Here is an 18,459-nt window from a genome sequence, read left to right as displayed (position 1 = left end):
AATTACTCAGAAAAGAATCGAAATGGGTTAATGTTTGACAAGAATGGCTATTCTTTGGCTTAATTATTTTTAGGGGGGAATTATATGAAGAATGAAGTGATATTGCAAGGCTTCGAATGGGACTTGCCTGCAGACAGTCAACATTGGAATAGATTGAAAGAAATGAGTAGTGAGCTTAAAGATTATGGATTTACAGCGGTATGGTTGCCTCCTGCATATAAAGGTACAGCGGGCGTCGAAGATGTTGGCTATGGTGTCTACGACTACTACGATCTTGGAGAATTTGATCAAAAGGGATCAATACCAACCAAGTACGGAACCAAAGATGAATATCTTGAAGCAATCAAAGCGTTGCAAGATCAGGGGTTGGAGGTTTACGCAGATATTGTATTCAATCATTTGATAGGAGCCGATGAAAAAGAAACGGCACCAGCGGTCAAATACAGTTGGGACAATCGCAACAAGCCGATAAGTGATGAAGAAGAAATCGAAGCTTGGACGAAGTTCACTTTCCCTGGAAGAAAAGGGAAATACAATGACTATGTCTGGACGTGGAAAAATTTTTCTGGCGTTGATTATGATGACCGAACCAACGATCATGCCTTGTTTAACTTTGCCCAAAAAGGGTGGGAAGATCAAGTGGATGATGAGATGGGCAACTATGATTATCTAATGGGCTGTGATTTGGATATGGAGAATCCAGAAACTATCGAACAGCTGGATAAATGGGGCAAATGGTATCAAGAGTTAACGAATGTGGATGGCTATCGCCTAGATGCTGTCAAACATATTGAGTTTAATTATTATGTTAATTGGCTTTTGAATCGCCGGGAAGAAAAAGGCAAAGATTTATTTGTGGTGGGAGAATATTGGTCGGGTGATCTGCCGAAACTAGAAGAGTATCTCGATTCTTCCGGAAATCTGATCCATCTGTTCGATGTGCCACTGCATTACAATTTCTATGAAGCATCTCATTCGAATGGTGCGTACGATATGAGTCAAATCTTTGCAGGTACATTGACTGCTTCTCGAGAAGACTACGCTGTGACTTTTGTCGATAATCATGATACGCAAGTCGGTCAGAGTTTACAGTCATGGGTAGATGGCTGGTTTAAAGTGCATGCCTATGCGTTGATCTTGTTGCGAAAAGCTGGAGTACCAGTTGTTTTCTGGGGGGATCTATTCGGTATTCCTGAACAAGGTATTGAACCAGTTGGAGAAGATTTAGAAAATCTCCTGAAATTGCGTGAAAAAATCTCCTTTGGCAATCAAGTTGATTATTTCGATGACCCAAATTGTATCGGTTGGGTACTGACAGGAGATTATGAGCACGAACTGTCTGGCTTGGCCGTGGTCATGACGAATGCCCAAGGTGCTGAGAAAGAAATGACCATCAGCGCCATTCATGGTGGTGAAACTTACGTAGATATTTTGAAAAATAATGAAGCAAAAGTTGTCTTAGACGAAACAGGTAAAGGAATTTTCCCAGTCAATGACGGTCAAGTTTCCGTTTATGTGGATGAACGTTTGGTGGAAAAATACTATAGCTAATTTCAGAAGCTGATTTTAGAAAGAACCGTTTGGTAATATTATACGACAGCGATTGTATGGCAATGAAAGAAGGAGCAAAACTGCAGAACATGTGTCTGTAGCTTTGCTCCTTCGATTTTTTTCTGATCGATAAATAAAGACAGGAGGATGTTGACGGCAATTTGGCAGCCAATGTTTAAGTCAGAGGACCATCAGCTAAATAGCTGATTTTTTTCTTCACTTCCGAAACACTATTCGAATCCGTTAAGATCAAAAGGGCATCACCAACTTTCATGATCGTATCTCCGCGGGTCAAAATTTCGTTTTCGCCACGACGAATGGAAATCAGCAACATGTTTTCTGGCCAAGGAAAGTCTCGAACGGCCATCCCATCAAATGAACTTTCTGCGGTTACCGGATACTCGATCACTGTTTTCGTTCCTCGGATATTCACAGCGGGTTCTTTATGCATCTTTTCAAGGAGAGACTCATAAATAGGATGACCACCAAGACCATCGACCACGATATAAGCTACTAAACTAACTAGTCCTAACGGCATTAGGTGATTGATTGATCCAACCATCTCTGTTACTAAAATAATAGCAGTTAAAGGAGCCTTACCGATCGCTGTAAAATAACCAGCCATTGATACGATCACGAAATTCTTGATATAAATAGGATCCAGACCGATCGACTGTGCCAAAAAGGTACCAAAGATCGCACCAATCAGCGCACCTAATGTTAAGATAGGAAGGAAAATCCCCCCAGGCAGTCCAGCTCCATATGAAATCATGGAAAAACAGTAACGCAAAATCAGCAACATGACCAAAAACAACAGGGGAGCCCCGGTTTCTCCTAAAGTCAAGATAATTTGATTCCCGCCGCCTAAATAGTCTGGTAAAAATAGACCGATTGGAATAATCAGCACAAAAGGAATCAATCCATACCAGTCAGAGGATATGGGTAGTTTTCCATACCATTTAGGCAAAGACAGCAATGTCCACTGGTAAAATCGTCCTAAGATCCCCAGTAAGATACCTAAGATGACTAAAGCACCGTAATATTTCAAAGGCAAGTCATTGATCTTTCCTTGGTAAAGGACAGGTTTCAATCCAAAAAAATTTAAAGAGACAAAGTTAGCAGTAATCACTGAAGCAAAAGATGTCAGCCATACAAGAGGTGAAAAGGAATGATGGATCTCTTCTAAAATGAACAGCAAACCGGCAATCGGTGCATTGAAAGCCGCCGACAATCCTGCACTGGCACCACTGGAAATCAATATTTTTTCTTCTGACTTTGGGGCTTTGAAGAACTGACTTAAACCTTGTCCGACAGCAGCACCTAGTTGAATCGAAGGACCTTCCCGCCCCAAAAAAAGACCCGATCCGACGGATAAAATGCCCCCGATAAACTTTTTCCAAAGGACAGAGAACCAATTATAATCGATCTCGCCACTTAACTTCCCTTCAACTTGAGGAATACCGCTGCCTTTGATTTGAGGTTCTGATTTTACTAAAAGGATCACAATAATTGCAGTGATGATAGAGAGAATTACCCACAGTATGATCTGATCTGGATGATCAGCAAGGTGTCGATAGACAGCAGCAACTTTTTCGCCTATCCATTCAATCGCAAGGCGAAACAAACTAACCACGATCCCCACAAATGCTCCTACCAAGATTCCTTTGCCTATAAAGGCCAGGCGGGTTGTATCTAAATAATGGATTTCATGTTTCTTCATCAAACTCCTCACTTTCCTTATTTAATTTAGCCCTTTTTTGAATAGATAACAAGTAATTTTTTTGAAGGACAAAAAAGAAAAATTTAGCAACTTTTCAAGGCGTTCGGTTTTCCCTACAATCGGATAATGCTATAATTGAATGGATTGAGAAAGAAAGGATGGTTAAAACCATGTCATCCAAAAACGAATTACTTGCGAATATGAATCCCCGGCAAAAAGAGGCCGTGATGCATACAGAAGGACCTCTGTTGTTAATGGCCGGAGCCGGTAGTGGCAAAACGCGGGTCTTAACCCATCGGATTGCTTATTTGATTGAAGAAAAAAATGTCAATCCTTGGAATATTCTAGCCATTACTTTTACGAATAAGGCGGCTAGAGAAATGAAAGAACGGGTGAATCAGCTTCTTGGATCTGGGGGAGAAGATGTTTGGGTCTCTACGTTTCACTCGATGTGTGTCCGGATTTTACGAAGAGATGTTGATCAGATCGGCTACTCTAGAAACTTTACGATCATTGATACCTCTGAACAAAACACTTTGATGAAACGAGTCTTAAAAGAGTTAAATATTGATCCAAAAAAATATGACCCGCGTTCCATTTTAGGAGCGATCTCCAATGCCAAAAATGAATTGTTGACTCCGGCAGATTATGAAAATCAACAAGGGAGCTTGTTTGAACAGATCGTAGGCCGCTGTTATGCGCTGTATCAAAAGGAATTACGAAATAATCAATGTATGGATTTTGATGATCTGATCATGAATACCATTCGCTTGTTTAAGGAAAATGAAGATGCACTGCAGTTTTATCAACGAAAATTTCACTATATCCATGTGGATGAATACCAAGATACGAATCATGCCCAATATACGCTTGTTAATTTATTAGCGGACCGCTTCAAAAATCTTTGTGTCGTGGGAGATGCGGATCAAAGTATCTATGGCTGGCGGGGTGCCAATATGCAAAATATTTTGGACTTCGAAAAAGATTATCCGGATGCAGCAGTGATTTTGTTGGAACAAAATTACCGCTCAACTCAGACGATTTTGAATGCTGCGAATCAAGTCATCAAAAACAACCGCAACCGTCCAGACAAAAATTTGTGGACTGAAAATAGAGCCGGTGAAAAAATCACTTACTATCGCGGGGATAGTGAACGAGATGAAGCTCGTTTTATTGTCAGTGAGATGCAAAAACAAATTGCAGATAAAGGACGTAAATTCGGCGACTTTGCTGTTTTGTATCGGACCAATGCTCAATCCCGGGTGATTGAAGAAATGCTATTAAAAGCAAACGTGCCTTATACAATGGTGGGCGGACGCAAATTCTATGATCGGAAAGAAATCCGTGATATCTTGGCTTATCTTTCGGCCATTGCTAACCCAAGCGATTCTCTAAGCCTAGAACGGATCATCAATGTGCCTAAACGTGGTATCGGGGCGACTTCTGTCGAAAAACTTCGTGAGTTTGCTTCGCTTCATGAATGGTCCTTGTTAGAAGCTGCGATGAATGTCGATTTAGCCAATATCTCAGGCAAGGCCGGCAAAGAACTTGGTAGCTTCGGCATGATGATGGACCAGTTTGCCCAAATGATTCCTTATCTGTCAGTGACAGAACTGACGAAAGAAATTTTGGATAAAACAGGTTACAAACAAGATTTGATCAATCAGAACAATCTGGAATCACAATCCCGGCTGGAGAACTTGGAAGAGTTCTTAACAGTGACCCAAGAATTTGACAAACGCTTTGAGGCACAAAATGAAGATGATGCCGATGCGCCAGAAGAAAAATTGACTGTCTTCCTCAATGACCTCGCTTTACTTTCCGATGTTGATTCCTATGAAGAAGAAAGCAGTCAAGTGACATTAATGACATTGCATGCGGCAAAAGGATTGGAATTTCCTGTGGTCTTTTTGATTGGGCTAGAAGAGAACATCTTCCCGTTATCTCGAGCATTGATGGAAGAAAGCGAACTGGAAGAAGAACGTCGTTTGGCTTATGTGGGGATTACTCGTGCAGAAGAAGAGCTATTCTTGACAAACGCATTTTCTCGTACATTGTATGGACGCACTCAATACAATCGTCCTTCTCGGTTTGTGGAAGAGATTGAACAAGATCTTCTGCAGTCACTGGGAGAAAGAACTCAGCCGAAAGGGGCAGCTGCTTCCTTTCAGCCTAAAGTTTTCAAACCAACGTATACCCAACCTCGTCAGTCCACTGTTTCGTCGAGACAAACCACGACTGCAGCCGGCAATCAATGGCAAGTGGGGGAAAAAGTCAACCATAAAAAATGGGGTGTCGGCACGATCGTTCGGACCACAGGGGCCGCCCAGGATCTAGAATTAGATGTCGCTTTTCCCCAACAAGGAGTAAAACGGCTGCTTGCAGCATTTGCTCCGATCGAAAAACTATAAGGAGGAATCGAAATGGCTGTGCCATCAACTGAAGTTCAACAACGAGCGGAAGAATTAAGAACCACTTTGAATCAATATGCCTATGAGTATTATGTGAAGGATCAGCCGTCTGTCGAAGATTACGTCTATGATCGACTTTATAAAGAACTTGTTCAATTAGAAACGGATTACCCGCAGCTGGTCACAGAAGATTCTCCTACTCAGCGAGTGGGTGGAATCGTTCTGCCTGGATTTGAAAAGGTCATCCATGATATTCCTCTGTACAGTTTGAATGATGTGTTTGATAAAGAAGAAATCATCGCTTTTGATGCGCGAGTCCAAAAAGCGCTAGGTCGTGCCGTTGATTATGTCTGTGAATTGAAGATCGATGGGCTATCAATCTCTTTGAAATATGAGAATGGACGGTTTGTGCGTGGTGCAACACGGGGTGACGGAACAGTCGGCGAGAATATTACGGAAAACTTGAAGACAGTCAAGTCAATTCCATTAAAATTGAAAGAACCTGTTTCATTAGAAGTCCGAGGCGAATGTTACATGCCTAAAGCTTCTTTCATCCGTTTGAATCAAGTACGGGAAGAAGAGGGCTTAGAGGTATTTGCCAATCCTCGAAATGCCGCAGCAGGAAGCTTGCGGCAACTGGATACACGGATTGCTGCCAGCCGTAATTTGAGCACATTCTTATATACTCTGGCAGATTTCGGTCCTATCGAGGCACACGATCAATTCTCAGCGCTTGATGAATTAGACAGTTTGGGTTTCCGGACAAATCATGAACGGCGTTTGTGCCGAACGATCGATGAAGTTTGGGCGTATATCGAAGAATTTCACGAAAAACGCAGTGAGCTGCCTTATGAAATCGATGGCGTTGTCATCAAAGTCAATGACTTCTCCGATCAAGATACACTAGGATTTACGGTTAAAGCTCCTCGGTGGGCGGCAGCTTATAAATTTCCACCCGAAGAAGCAGAAACGACCATTGAAGAGATTGAATGGACAGTTGGACGCACAGGTGTTGTGACACCAACAGCGGTCATGACGCCGGTTCGAGTAGCTGGTACAACAGTAAGTCGTGCCAGCCTGCATAATGTCGATTATATTCGCGCCAAAGATATTCGCTTGAATGACTCTGTGATTATCTATAAAGCAGGAGACATCATTCCAGAAGTTGCCAACGTATTGACGGATAAACGGTCAAAAGCCAGTGAGCCCTATCCGATTCCTACCCATTGTCCCATTTGCGACAGTGAATTGGTCCATTTAGATGAAGAGGTGGCACTGCGCTGCATCAATCCGAAGTGTCCTGCACAAATGAAAGAAGGATTGAGTCATTTTGTTTCCCGAAATGCTATGAACATTGAAGGGTTAGGCCCACGAGTTCTTGAACAAATGTATGAAAAGCACTTAGTTGCTGATGTTGCAGACCTATATTATTTGACGGAAGAACAATTGTTGACATTAGACAAAATCAAAGAAAAATCGGCAAACAATATTTTGTCAGCAATCGAAGCCAGTAAAGAAAATTCTGTTGAGCGTTTGATATTTGGCTTAGGGATTCGCCATGTCGGATCTAAAGCAGCAAGAATTCTTGCGGAACATTATCGCAATCTGCGTAATCTAAGCAAAGCGGATGAGTCGGAGATCGTTTCTTTAGAAACGATTGGGCAAACCATCGCGGATAGTATTGTCACTTATTTCAACAACGAAGAAGTCCATGATCTTTTAGATGAGTTGGAGAAAGCAGGGGTCAATTTTGATTACCTTGGTTTAAAAAATGAGGAGCTCTCGGCTATTGACTCACCCTTTAAAGGTAAGACAGTTGTCTTAACAGGAAAGTTGACTCATTTCACTCGGGAAGAAGCAAAGGAAAGAATTGAGAACCTTGGCGGAAAAGTGACGGGAAGTGTCTCAAAGAAAACAGATATCGTCGTAGCGGGAGAAGAGGCTGGTAGTAAATTGACGAAAGCGCAAAGCTTGGGCATTACAGTTTGGGAAGAGAATCAAATGGTGGCAGCGATTGAAGGGAGCCATAACCATGAAGATTAAACACTTCTTGATCGTCGCGATGTCGTTAAGCTTTTTGTCAGGTTGCGGCAATCTCAACAAAGGAATCACGAATATCAACGAAGGTGAAGAGACGGCCAGCGGTAATATTACCACTGGCCGTGTCGATAATTCTGTCTATCAGGCAGTCATGACAGACGGCAAGTACCAACCGAGTGCTGCTAGAGGATTGAATGCAGAGCAAATGAACAGCGGGTTCAATCAAACCAATTTTGAGAATGGCTTGCTGAGGCTGTCCAAGCAGACTTTTTCTGTCGATACGTGCTACTTTCAAGAAGGTCAAAAAATTCCTGCTGATACGATCAAGAATTGGCTGAAACGTGTCTCTGATGATAACCCGCAAGGTCTTAACCCTGCCGGTTCAGATCAGCCGCTTATTTTTCAACAATTGATGGAGCAAGATTTTATTAAAGAAGACGGCAAAACATTGGCAGGTATTAGTTTAGGCTTTGCCTTTAATACCGTCTACTATGGCAGCGACGAGACCATTTCTATCTCTCGTGATGAGTGGATGGCAAACGCGCGGAAGACAGTCAATGCTGTTTTGACACAAGTAAGAAAAATCAAAGGGTTGGAGACTGTACCTATCGTGATCGGTTTATTCGAACAAGCTGCTAAAGATGATATCGCCGGAGGCAATTATGTTTATCAAGCAGTCAGCCAAGATGGAGGAACAACTATCGATCAGTATGAGAAAGTAGCAGAGGCCCACATTATTTTACCTGTAGCTGCGGGGGTCACCAATGCTGCCACCGATAATGGTTTGGATAATAAGTTCAAAACATTTCGTGATGCTGTCATTAGTTTCTTTCCTGACTTGAGTGGTGTGACCGGCAATGCGTATTACGTAGATGATCAACTCCAAAAACTTGTTTTGAAAGTCGAGTCGAATTATTACAGTAAAACCGAGATCACCAGTTTTGTTCAGTATAGCGCAAAGCAAGTCGAATCTGTCTTCAAAGGAGTTCCTGGCGAGATCGAAGTCCAAGTTGGCTCTCTAGGGAAACAGCAAGCTTTTATTGCCCGTAAAGATGGGGCAGAAAAAATCGAGACCTACATTTTCAATTAAGTATGATAATTTTCAAAATGTATTTCATGATTTGCTGGAAAAGTGATACAATACATTGGAAAAACGTAAACGTATTTTTATGGATGCGAGAAAGAGGAGGATTTTATGGCGATAAGCGAAGAACAAGTCAAACACGTTGCCAAGCTAGCAAAATTATCATTCTCAGATGATGAATTACATGAGTTTACCTCTCAGCTAGGAAAAATTATTGATATGGTAGAAACCTTAGAGGAAGTAGACACAGAAGGTGTGCCATTTACATCAAACGTTGCTGAAACAATCAATGTGATGCGTGAAGATATCGCAGCAGAAGGCTGGAACCGACAAGAATTGATGCGTAATGTGCCGGAATCAGAAGATGGTTTCATTAAAGTACCAGCAATTATTGATAATGGGGAGGCCGGTGCGTAATGACAGAATTAGTAAGTAAAAGTTTGGAAGAGCTCCATGGCATGCTTGTTTCCAAAGAAATTTCAGCTGTCGATTTGACAGCAGAGACATTCGAGCAAATCAAAGCGACTGAACCAAAAGTGGATTCTTTTATTACATTGAACGAGTCAAACGCGATGGCATTAGCCAAAGCAATTGATGAGAAGGGTATTTCTGAAAGCAATGTTTTGGCAGGGATTCCGATTGGGATCAAAGACAATATCGTGACCAAAGACCTACTGACTACAGCTGCATCTAAGATCTTGGCTAACTTTGAACCAATATATGATGCAACTGTGATGGAAAAAGTCTACCAAGCAGACATGATACCAGTCGGTAAATTGAACATGGATGAATTTGCCATGGGAGCAAGTACGGAAACTTCCTACTTCAAAAAAACAAAGAATGCGTGGGATCATACCAAAGTTCCTGGCGGTTCTTCTGGTGGTTCTGCAGCTGCAGTAGCTGCTGGGCAAGTACCAGTCTCATTAGGGAGTGACACAGGTGGTTCGATCCGGCAGCCTGCTTCTTTCAATGGAATCGTAGGAATGAAACCAACATATGGTCGTGTTTCACGTTTTGGTCTGATTGCGTTTGCTTCTTCATTGGATCAAATCGGACCAATGACTCGTTCAGTAAAAGATAATGCACTGGCATTGTCTGCCATTAGTGGATTTGACGCCAAAGACAGCACTTCTGCTGGAGTAGCAGTACCAGATTTTGCTGCAGGGTTAACTGGCGATATCAAAGGTATGAAAGTTGCGCTGCCAAAAGAATATATGGGTGAGGGGATTCAACCTGGTGTCCGTGAAGCTGTGTTGAAAGCGGCAGAAACATTCCGAGCATTAGGAGCAACAGTCGAAGAAGTCAGCTTGCCTCATTCTAAATATGGCGTTTCCGTTTATTATATTATTGCCTCTTCTGAAGCAAGCTCTAACTTGCAACGTTTTGACGGAATCCGTTATGGCTACCGTTCAGAAAACGTAAAAAATCTAGACGATGTGTATGTCAATTCTCGTAGTGAAGGATTCGGAGAAGAAGTAAAACGCCGGATCATGTTAGGGACATTCTCATTAAGTGCTGGATATTATGATGCTTACTTCAAAAAGGCTGGACAAGTCCGTACATTGATCAAACAAGATTTTGACAAAGTATTTGCTGATTACGATTTGATTATTGGTCCTGCATCTCCAACCGTTGCTTTTGGTCTAGGTGAAAATATCAATGATCCAATCACAATGTACATGAATGATATCTTAACGATTCCAGTCAATTTGGCTGGATTGCCAGGTATGTCTGTACCAGCAGGATTTTCTGAAGGATTACCAGTCGGTTTGCAAATCATTGGTAAACATTTTGATGAAGCAACGATGTATCAAGCGGCTTATGCGTTTGAACAAGCAACTGATTTTCATACGAAAAAACCAGTGATTTTAGGAGGGAATAACGCATGAACTTCGAAACAGTCATTGGGCTTGAAGTCCACGTAGAATTAAAAACAAACTCAAAAATCTTTTCACCGGCGCCAGCACATTTTGGTGCCGAGCCAAATAGCAATACGAATGTGATTGACTGGGGTTATCCAGGGGTATTACCGGTGATGAATAAAGCCGCGTTAGAATTTGGGATGAAAGCAGCACTAGCGTTAAACTGTGAAATTTCCAAAGATACTCATTTCGACCGCAAAAACTATTTCTATCCGGATAATCCGAAAGCCTATCAAATTTCTCAATTTGACCAACCAATCGGTCATGATGGTTGGATCGAGATCGAAGTAGCAGGCAAAAAGAAAAAAATCCGTATTGAGCGGGTTCATCTTGAAGAAGATGCAGGGAAAAATATGCATGGCATCGGCGGCTATTCCTATGTGGATTTAAATCGTCAGGGCACGCCGTTGATCGAGATCGTTTCTGAAGCAGATATGCGCTCGCCAGAAGAAGCCTATGCTTATTTGGAAGCTTTGCGCTCTATCATCCAATTTACAGAAGTATCTGATGTGAAGATGGAAGAAGGATCCATGCGTTGTGATGCCAATATCTCTTTACGTCCTTATGGTCAAGAAGCTTTTGGTACCAAAACCGAATTGAAAAACCTAAACTCTATGTCCTTTGTCAAAAAAGGCTTGGCTTTCGAAGAAAAACGCCAAGCAAAAGTATTGCTTTCTGGCGGTGAGATCCAACAAGAAACACGTCGTTTTGATGAAACCACTAATAAGACAATCTTGATGCGGGTCAAAGAAGGATCATCTGATTACCGTTATTTCCCAGAACCAGATATTCCTAAATTTGTTATTGATGACGAATGGATCGAACGAGTACGGCAAACATTGCCAGAACTTCCACAAAAACGCCGCCAACGGTACATCAACGAACTTGGATTGCCAGAATACGACGCAATGGTCTTGACACTGACCAAAGAAATGTCCGACTTTTTTGAAGCAACCATCGATGCTGGGGCGGAACCAAAACAAGCATCAAACTGGTTGATGGGTGAAGTTTCGGCCTACTTGAACAGTGAAAAATTGGAATTAGAAGAAACCAAATTAACGCCGGATAATCTTGCAGGAATGATCCAACTGATTGCTGATGGAACGATCAGTTCTAAGATTGCGAAAAAAGTCTTTAAAGAATTGATCACCAATGGCGGCGATGCCAAAGAAGTTGTCAAAGCGAAAGGATTGATCCAACTATCCGATCCAGCACAACTTCTGCCAATGATCAATGAAGTCTTGGATAAGAATCAACAATCTGTTGATGACTTCAAGAACGGAAAAGACCGGGCAGTTGGGTTCTTAGTTGGTCAAATCATGAAAGCAACTAAAGGACAAGCGAACCCTGGCGTTGTGAACAAATTACTTCAAGAAGAATTAGCAAAACGATAAGAGGCGGAATATGAAAAGAGCCAGAGTCATTTATAATCCAACATCAGGAAAAGAACTGATTCGTAAACATCTTGCCGATATATTAGAAGTCTTAGAGAAAGCCGGTTATGAAGCCAGTGCTTTTGCGACGACTGCTCTCCCATTCTCTGCTCGCGATGAAGCGAGTAGGGCAGGGAGAGCCGGATTTGATCTGGTTGTTGCAGCCGGAGGCGACGGAACCATTAATGAGGTAGTTAATGGTATCGCTCCGCTAAAAAAGCGCCCCAAAATGGCGATCATCCCAGGCGGAACAACCAATGATTATGCTCGTGCATTGAAGATTCCTAGAAACGATGTGAAGGCTGCTGCAGAAGTCATTCTCAAGGAACAAACGATCAAAATGGATATTGGAAAAACTGATCGGGATTATTTTATCAATATCGCTGCAGGTGGACACCTGACTGAGTTGACCTATGATGTTCCTTCAGAGTTGAAGAGTGTGTTCGGTTATTTGGCATATCTTGCAAAAGGCGCAGAATTGTTGCCGCGAGTCAAACCAATCAAGATGCACTTTAAATATGACGATGGAGAATATATTGGCGGCGCTTCGATGTTCTTCCTAGGATTGACGAATTCAGTGGGAGGTTTTGAACAAATCGCCCCGGATGCGAAACTTGACGATGGGAAATTTTCGCTGATCATAGTGAAAACGGCAAATATTTTTGAGATCGTTCATCTGATTGCATTGATGATGAACGGTGGCAAACATATCAATGACCGACGCTTGATCTATACAAAAACGTCTCGTTTAGAAGTCGATGCGCCAGATGCAAAAGATCGTTTGATGATCAATTTAGATGGTGAATACGGCGGCGATGCCCCGATGATCTTTACCAACTTGCATAATCATATTGAATTTTTTGCTAACCTAGATCAAATTCCAGATGACGCAGTTGTTGGAGAATCTTACGAAGAACTTAGTCAGGGATTCATCAAAGAAGTCGAACGGTTATCAGATGAGGACATTAACGGTGATGGCTTTATCGGTGAAAAGCAGAAACAGTAGTAATCAAAAGAACATGAAGCGGTGCGCTTCCTGTTCTTTTTTTGAAAGGAAGAAAGAACATGTGGACAATTCCACTTCTTTTTTTTCAATAAAGGCTGCTGGATCAATCTTTTGTCTTTTTCCTTATTAAGTGAATCGCTTTGAATGTTTCACAATTGGTTCGTGTTTCACGATTTACAAAGCAAAGCGGAACCCAATGAAACAGAAAAAAACGAATGAAAATACTTCTTTTTTTTATATCAGTCGATAATTCGCTTTTTTTGTTAGCAAAAAAAAATTTATGTTCGTTATTTACGGTTGAATTTATGGCATCCTACTGTGCCAAATCGGTATAGAATATGCTATAATAATGAAACTAAGAAATGGGGGGACCAGAATGGCGCAGATTGATTCAGAAATGGCATTGAATCTGCTTTTAGAGGATGCCGAACGAATCAAACGATTGATTCGCAATCAAGAAAATAGTTTGTGTATTGCTCAGTGTAAAGCATTCGAGGAAGTCGTTGACACACAAATGTATGGCTTATCACGACAAGTCGCTTTCGCAACACGCTTGGGTATTGTAGACAATGCTGCTGGCCAACAATTGATGGCAGATCTGGAAAAAGACCTAAATCAATTGTATAGCGAAGTATATGAAGAACAAAAATCTACTGAAATCGGCAAGGAGGCATAATCTTGCCAGAAAAAGTTAAAAAAAGACACCTTTTAGACTATAGCATTTTAATACCTTACCTTATTTTATGCGTAACTGGTTTGATGATGGTTTACAGTTCGACCTCATATGTCGCAATGACAGCAAAGCCACCGACTACTTCAGCAGCTTATGTGATCAATCAAGCCGTTTTTTGGGTGGTAAGTTTGATTATGATCACGATCATGTACAAGATGAAAACTGATGTCTTTCGCAATAAGAAGTTTGTCCAAATTGCCATGATCGTTATTTTCTTTCTTTTGATCGCCGCCTTTTTCTTCCAAAAAAGGAATGGTGCATGGGGCTGGCTCTCGATTGCAGGATTCTCTGTTCAGCCAGCGGAGTACTTAAAGTTTATTATCATTTGGTTCTTGTCGGTCACATTCTCTTATCGCCAAGAGGGCATCCAGCAAGACTTCTGGGGTTCTGTGAGAAGACCAATGGCGATCGTATTGGCTTATACGGTGATTTTGGCCTTCTATCCCGATTTCGGGAACGCTGTTATTATTTTCATGCTGGCTTTTGTGGTTTTGCTGGCTAGCGGATTAAACTATGTGTATACCCTGATATTAGGTGGGGCCACAGTTCTCTTTAGTTTTTTGGCGATTACTTTTGTCAATTTGACAGGTGGGAAATTTCTGCCTGAATATATCTACAATCGATTTGCCGCTTTCACCAATCCTTTTGCCGATGAATTTGATACAGGACATCAAATGGTCAATGGATATTATGCCATGTTCAATGGCGGATTATTTGGTCGCGGATTAGGAAATAGTATTCAAAAACGAGGCTTCTTGAATGAAGCCCATACCGATTATATTTTTTCAATCGTGATGGAAGAACTTGGCTTGATTCCCTCAATCGTTTTGTTAGGGATTCTCTTTTATATGGTAGGAAGAATGTTTTTGATTGGCATTCGATCAAGAGATTCCTTTAATTCCATGATGTGTATTGGGATCGGGACATTATTTATGTCACAGATCTTTATCAATTTAGGTGGGATCACCGGCTTGATTCCGTTAACGGGGATCACTTTTCCTTTTTTGAGTCAAGGAGGATCAAGTTTGTTAATGTTGTCGATTTGTATCGGCTTTATTTTGAACATTAGTGCAGAAGAAAAGAGGAAACAATATAGTTTGAATTATTGATCAATGGAATGGAGTGGTATGATGAAAAAAGTATTAGTCGCTAATCGTGGAGAAATCGCGATTCGAGTTTTCCGTGCGTGTGCAGAGTTGGGCATCAAAACAGTGGGTATCTACGCTGCAGAAGATGAATATTCAGTCCATCGTTTTAAAGCGGATGAAGCGTATCTTGTCGGAAAAGGCAAGCGCCCCATTGAAGCCTATCTGGACATAGAAGATATTATTCGCACCGCGAAAAAGGCCGGTGCCGAAGCGATTCATCCCGGTTACGGATTTTTATCCGAGAATTTAGCGTTTGCGCAACGCTGTGAAGAAGAAGGCTTGATTTTTATTGGACCTTCGACACACCATCTGGATATCTTTGGCGATAAAATCAAAGCCAAAACAGCTGCAATCGAGGCTGGTATCCAATCCATTCCAGGTTCCGACGGACCCGTCAACACTATTGATGACGTTTTGCTGTTTGCTGAAACCCATGGTTATCCAATCATGATCAAAGCAGCCTTAGGCGGTGGTGGCCGCGGCATGCGGGTCGCTCACGATGAGAAAGAAGCCCGTGAAGGTTACGAACGAGCGAAAAGCGAAGCGAAAGCGGCATTTGGTAGTGATGAAGTCTATGTAGAGAAATACATCAGTAATCCAAAACATATCGAAGTGCAAATATTAGGGGACAGTCATGGCAATGTTGTCCATCTATTTGAAAGAGATTGTTCTGTCCAACGTCGACACCAAAAAGTGGTGGAAGTCGCTCCATGTGTATCAATGAATGCTGCCCAACGAGAAAAAATTTGTCAAGCTGCGGTACAGTTGATGAAACATGTCGGGTATATCAATGCGGGAACCGTAGAGTTTTTGGTAGAAGGAGACAACTTTTACTTTATCGAAGTGAATCCTCGGGTTCAAGTAGAGCATACCATTACTGAAATGATCACTAACTTGGACATTGTAACGACACAAATTTTGATTGCTCAAGGGAAAGACTTGCACAAAGAAATCGGAATCCCGCAACAAAAGGATATCCACTTTGAAGGGGTTGCGATCCAGTGTCGTGTAACGACAGAAGATCCTGCCAATAACTTTATGCCTGATACTGGAAAAATCGATACTTATCGTTCACCTGGTGGTTTTGGCGTTCGGCTAGATGTTGGTAATGCCTATGCTGGCGCCGTTGTAACTCCCTATTTTGATTCATTGCTGGTAAAAGTTTGTACCCATGCAGCGACATTTGATCAAGCGATTCAAAAAATGATGCGCTGCTTGAAAGAATTTCGGGTTCGTGGAGTCAAAACCAATATTCTCTTTATGCGCAATGTTGTTTCTCATCCGCAATTTCGTTCTGGCGAAGCGAAAACGACATTTATTGATAATACTCCTGAATTGTTTGAGTTTCCTCGCATTCGCGACCGCGGAAATAAAACAATGAAATATATCGGTGAGATTACGATCAATGGCTTTCCGGGAATCGAGAAACAAAAAAAACCATTTTATAATGATCCAAGAATTCCGCAACAGATTGAGACATTGCCTGATTTCGTATCGGCTAAAACCATTTTAGATACTCAAGGTGCTGATGGCGTCATTCGTTGGATCAATCAGCAAAAAAATGTTTTACTAACGGATACGACTTTCCGTGATGCGCATCAAAGCTTGCTGGCTACACGAGTTCGTACCCAGGACTTCAAGAAGATCGCTGCGTTGACAGAAGAGGGGATTCCTCAACTATTCTCCAGTGAAATGTGGGGCGGAGCAACGTTTGATGTTGCTTACCGTTTCTTGACAGAAGATCCATGGGAACGGCTGCGTATGTTTCGTAAGAAAATGCCGAACACATTGTTACAAATGCTGTTTCGAGGATCAAATGCGGTGGGATATTCAAATTATCCAGATAATGTGTTAGAAGAATTTATCAAAGAATCTGCTGCGCAAGGAATCGATGTCTTCCGAATTTTTGATAGCTTGAACTGGGTTCCGCAAATGGAAAAAAGCATCCAAGCAGTAAGGGACGCAGGCAAAATTGCAGAAGCAGCGATCTGTTATACCGGAGATATCAATGATCCGACTCGTCAAAAATACTCGATCGATTATTATAAGGATATGGCCAAGGAGTTGCAAAATCTTGGTGCACATATCATTGCGATCAAGGATATGGCAGGATTGCTGAAACCACAAGCGGCGTATCGCTTGATCAGTGAACTGAAAGCGAGTATTGATGTACCAATTCATCTGCACACCCACGACACGAGTGGCAATGGCATCATCACTTACTCTGCCGCAACCAAAGCGGGTGTCGATATTGTCGATGTTGCTATGTCTGCAGTCAGTGGAGCAACTAGCCAGCCAAGTATGAGTAGCCTTTACTATGCGTTAGTCAACGGCGAACGTTGTCCAGAAATTAATGTCGATAATATCCAGCAGTTGAATCATTACTGGGAAGATGTGCGTATGTATTACCATCCTTTCGAGAATGGGTTGAATGCTCCTCAGACAGAAGTGTATAAACACGAGATGCCTGGTGGTCAATATTCGAACCTGCAACAACAAGCAAAAGCAGTGGGACTTGGGGAAAAATGGGACGAAATCAAAGAAGTTTATCATGAAGTCAATATGATGTTCGGTGATATCGTCAAAGTCACGCCATCATCAAAAGTGGTTGGCGATATGGCTCTTTTCATGGTACAAAACGGGTTATCTGAACAAGACATTTATGATAAAGGTGAAACCTTAAGTTTTCCAGAATCAGTCGTTACTTTCTTCCAAGGTGAACTAGGTCAACCAGTCGGCGGTTTTCCAAAAGAATTACAACGGATCATTCTGAAAGGTCGGCCAGCATTCACAGAACGTCCTGGTGCGTTTGCTGAACCAGTAGATTTTGAAAAAGTCAAAGCCGAATTAGCAGAAAAGATCGGCTACCAGCCTAAAGCAGAAGAAGTATTGAGCTATTTGATGTATCCGCAAGTCTTTTTAGACTACCGAAAAGCATATGAACAGTTTGCCGACGTCAAGGTCCTAGATACACCAACATTCTTTAATGGGATGCGATTAGGTGAAACGATCAATGTTGAACTTGAAAAAGGGAAAATCTTGATCATCCGCTTGGATGAAATCGGCGAACCAGATATTGAAGGCAACCGCACGTTGTTCTTTAACTTGAATGGACAACGTCGGGAGATCTTAGTCAAAGATCATTCGATCATCAGCTCCGTTCAAACAAAACGCAAAGCTGAGCCAACAAATAAAGAACAAATTGGTGCAACGATGTCAGGTTCTGTTCTACAAGTATTAGTCAAAAAAGGGGATCGGGTAGCGAAAGGACAAACCGTTCTAGTAACTGAAGCGATGAAGATGGAAACAGCGATCGAAGCTCGTTTCTCAGGTGTGGTAGAACACGTCTATGTTGCAGAAGGAGAAGCCATCACATCAGGTGATTTGCTGATCGAAATCAAAGAGAAGTAG

The 18,459-nt window shown here is 41.9% G+C and carries 12 protein-coding genes; 11 read left to right on the top strand and 1 reads right to left on the bottom strand.

Annotated features, from left to right (window positions below):
* Window positions 1–84: 84 nt before the first annotated feature.
* Entirely contained in the window at window positions 85–1,551 is a 1,467-nt protein-coding gene (locus EGX73_RS13745) for an alpha-amylase (RefSeq protein ID WP_081132025.1), read from the top strand.
* Window positions 1,552–1,726: 175 nt separating this feature from the next.
* Here the strand turns inward: EGX73_RS13745 and EGX73_RS13740 are convergent, their stop codons facing one another.
* On the bottom strand, window positions 1,727–3,274 hold the full coding sequence (locus EGX73_RS13740) for a ClC family H(+)/Cl(-) exchange transporter (RefSeq protein WP_172956417.1): 1,548 nt from the start codon (window positions 3,272–3,274) through the stop codon (window positions 1,727–1,729).
* Window positions 3,275–3,441: 167 nt separating this feature from the next.
* Here EGX73_RS13740 and pcrA point away from each other — a divergent pair, with 167 nt between their 5' ends.
* From pcrA to EGX73_RS13690, 10 genes are all read left to right on the top strand, one after another.
* The gene (gene pcrA / locus EGX73_RS13735; RefSeq protein ID WP_021149781.1) at window positions 3,442–5,682 is read left to right on the top strand and encodes a DNA helicase PcrA; all 2,241 of its coding nucleotides are present in this window, start codon (window positions 3,442–3,444) and stop codon (window positions 5,680–5,682) included.
* A 12-nt stretch (window positions 5,683–5,694) separates the two neighbouring features.
* Window positions 5,695–7,725 (top strand): NAD-dependent DNA ligase LigA, encoded by a 2,031-nt coding sequence (gene ligA / locus EGX73_RS13730; protein ID WP_123867010.1) that lies wholly within the window; start codon window positions 5,695–5,697, stop codon window positions 7,723–7,725.
* Window positions 7,715–8,812, top strand: a complete 1,098-nt coding sequence (locus EGX73_RS13725) for a CamS family sex pheromone protein (RefSeq protein ID WP_123867009.1) — start codon at window positions 7,715–7,717, stop codon at window positions 8,810–8,812. The genes ligA and EGX73_RS13725 overlap by 11 nt, the downstream gene beginning before the upstream one ends.
* 105 nt (window positions 8,813–8,917) lie before the next feature.
* Entirely contained in the window at window positions 8,918–9,223 is a 306-nt protein-coding gene (gene gatC, locus EGX73_RS13720) for an Asp-tRNA(Asn)/Glu-tRNA(Gln) amidotransferase subunit GatC (RefSeq protein ID WP_003126448.1), read from the top strand.
* On the top strand, window positions 9,223–10,695 hold the full coding sequence (gatA, locus tag EGX73_RS13715) for an Asp-tRNA(Asn)/Glu-tRNA(Gln) amidotransferase subunit GatA (RefSeq protein WP_003126450.1): 1,473 nt from the start codon (window positions 9,223–9,225) through the stop codon (window positions 10,693–10,695). The genes gatC and gatA overlap by 1 nt, the downstream gene beginning before the upstream one ends.
* Window positions 10,692–12,122: an Asp-tRNA(Asn)/Glu-tRNA(Gln) amidotransferase subunit GatB gene (gene gatB / locus EGX73_RS13710; protein WP_003126451.1), complete on the top strand. Its 1,431-nt coding sequence runs from the start codon at window positions 10,692–10,694 to the stop codon at window positions 12,120–12,122. The genes gatA and gatB overlap by 4 nt, the downstream gene beginning before the upstream one ends.
* A gap of 10 nt (window positions 12,123–12,132) precedes the next feature.
* Window positions 12,133–13,167 (top strand): diacylglycerol kinase, encoded by a 1,035-nt coding sequence (locus EGX73_RS13705; protein WP_003126452.1) that lies wholly within the window; start codon window positions 12,133–12,135, stop codon window positions 13,165–13,167.
* A 376-nt stretch (window positions 13,168–13,543) separates the two neighbouring features.
* Window positions 13,544–13,843: a YlaN family protein gene (locus EGX73_RS13700; RefSeq protein ID WP_003126453.1), complete on the top strand. Its 300-nt coding sequence runs from the start codon at window positions 13,544–13,546 to the stop codon at window positions 13,841–13,843.
* Window positions 13,844–13,845: 2 nt separating this feature from the next.
* Entirely contained in the window at window positions 13,846–15,009 is a 1,164-nt protein-coding gene (locus tag EGX73_RS13695; protein WP_003126454.1) for an FtsW/RodA/SpoVE family cell cycle protein, read from the top strand.
* Window positions 15,010–15,030: 21 nt separating this feature from the next.
* Window positions 15,031–18,459 (top strand): pyruvate carboxylase, encoded by a 3,429-nt coding sequence (locus tag EGX73_RS13690; RefSeq protein WP_123867008.1) that lies wholly within the window; start codon window positions 15,031–15,033, stop codon window positions 18,457–18,459.

The organism is Enterococcus sp. FDAARGOS_553 (genome assembly GCF_003812305.1).
Classification (GTDB): domain Bacteria; phylum Bacillota; class Bacilli; order Lactobacillales; family Enterococcaceae; genus Enterococcus_D; species Enterococcus_D gallinarum.
This window is presented reverse-complemented; position numbering and strand designations above follow the sequence as displayed.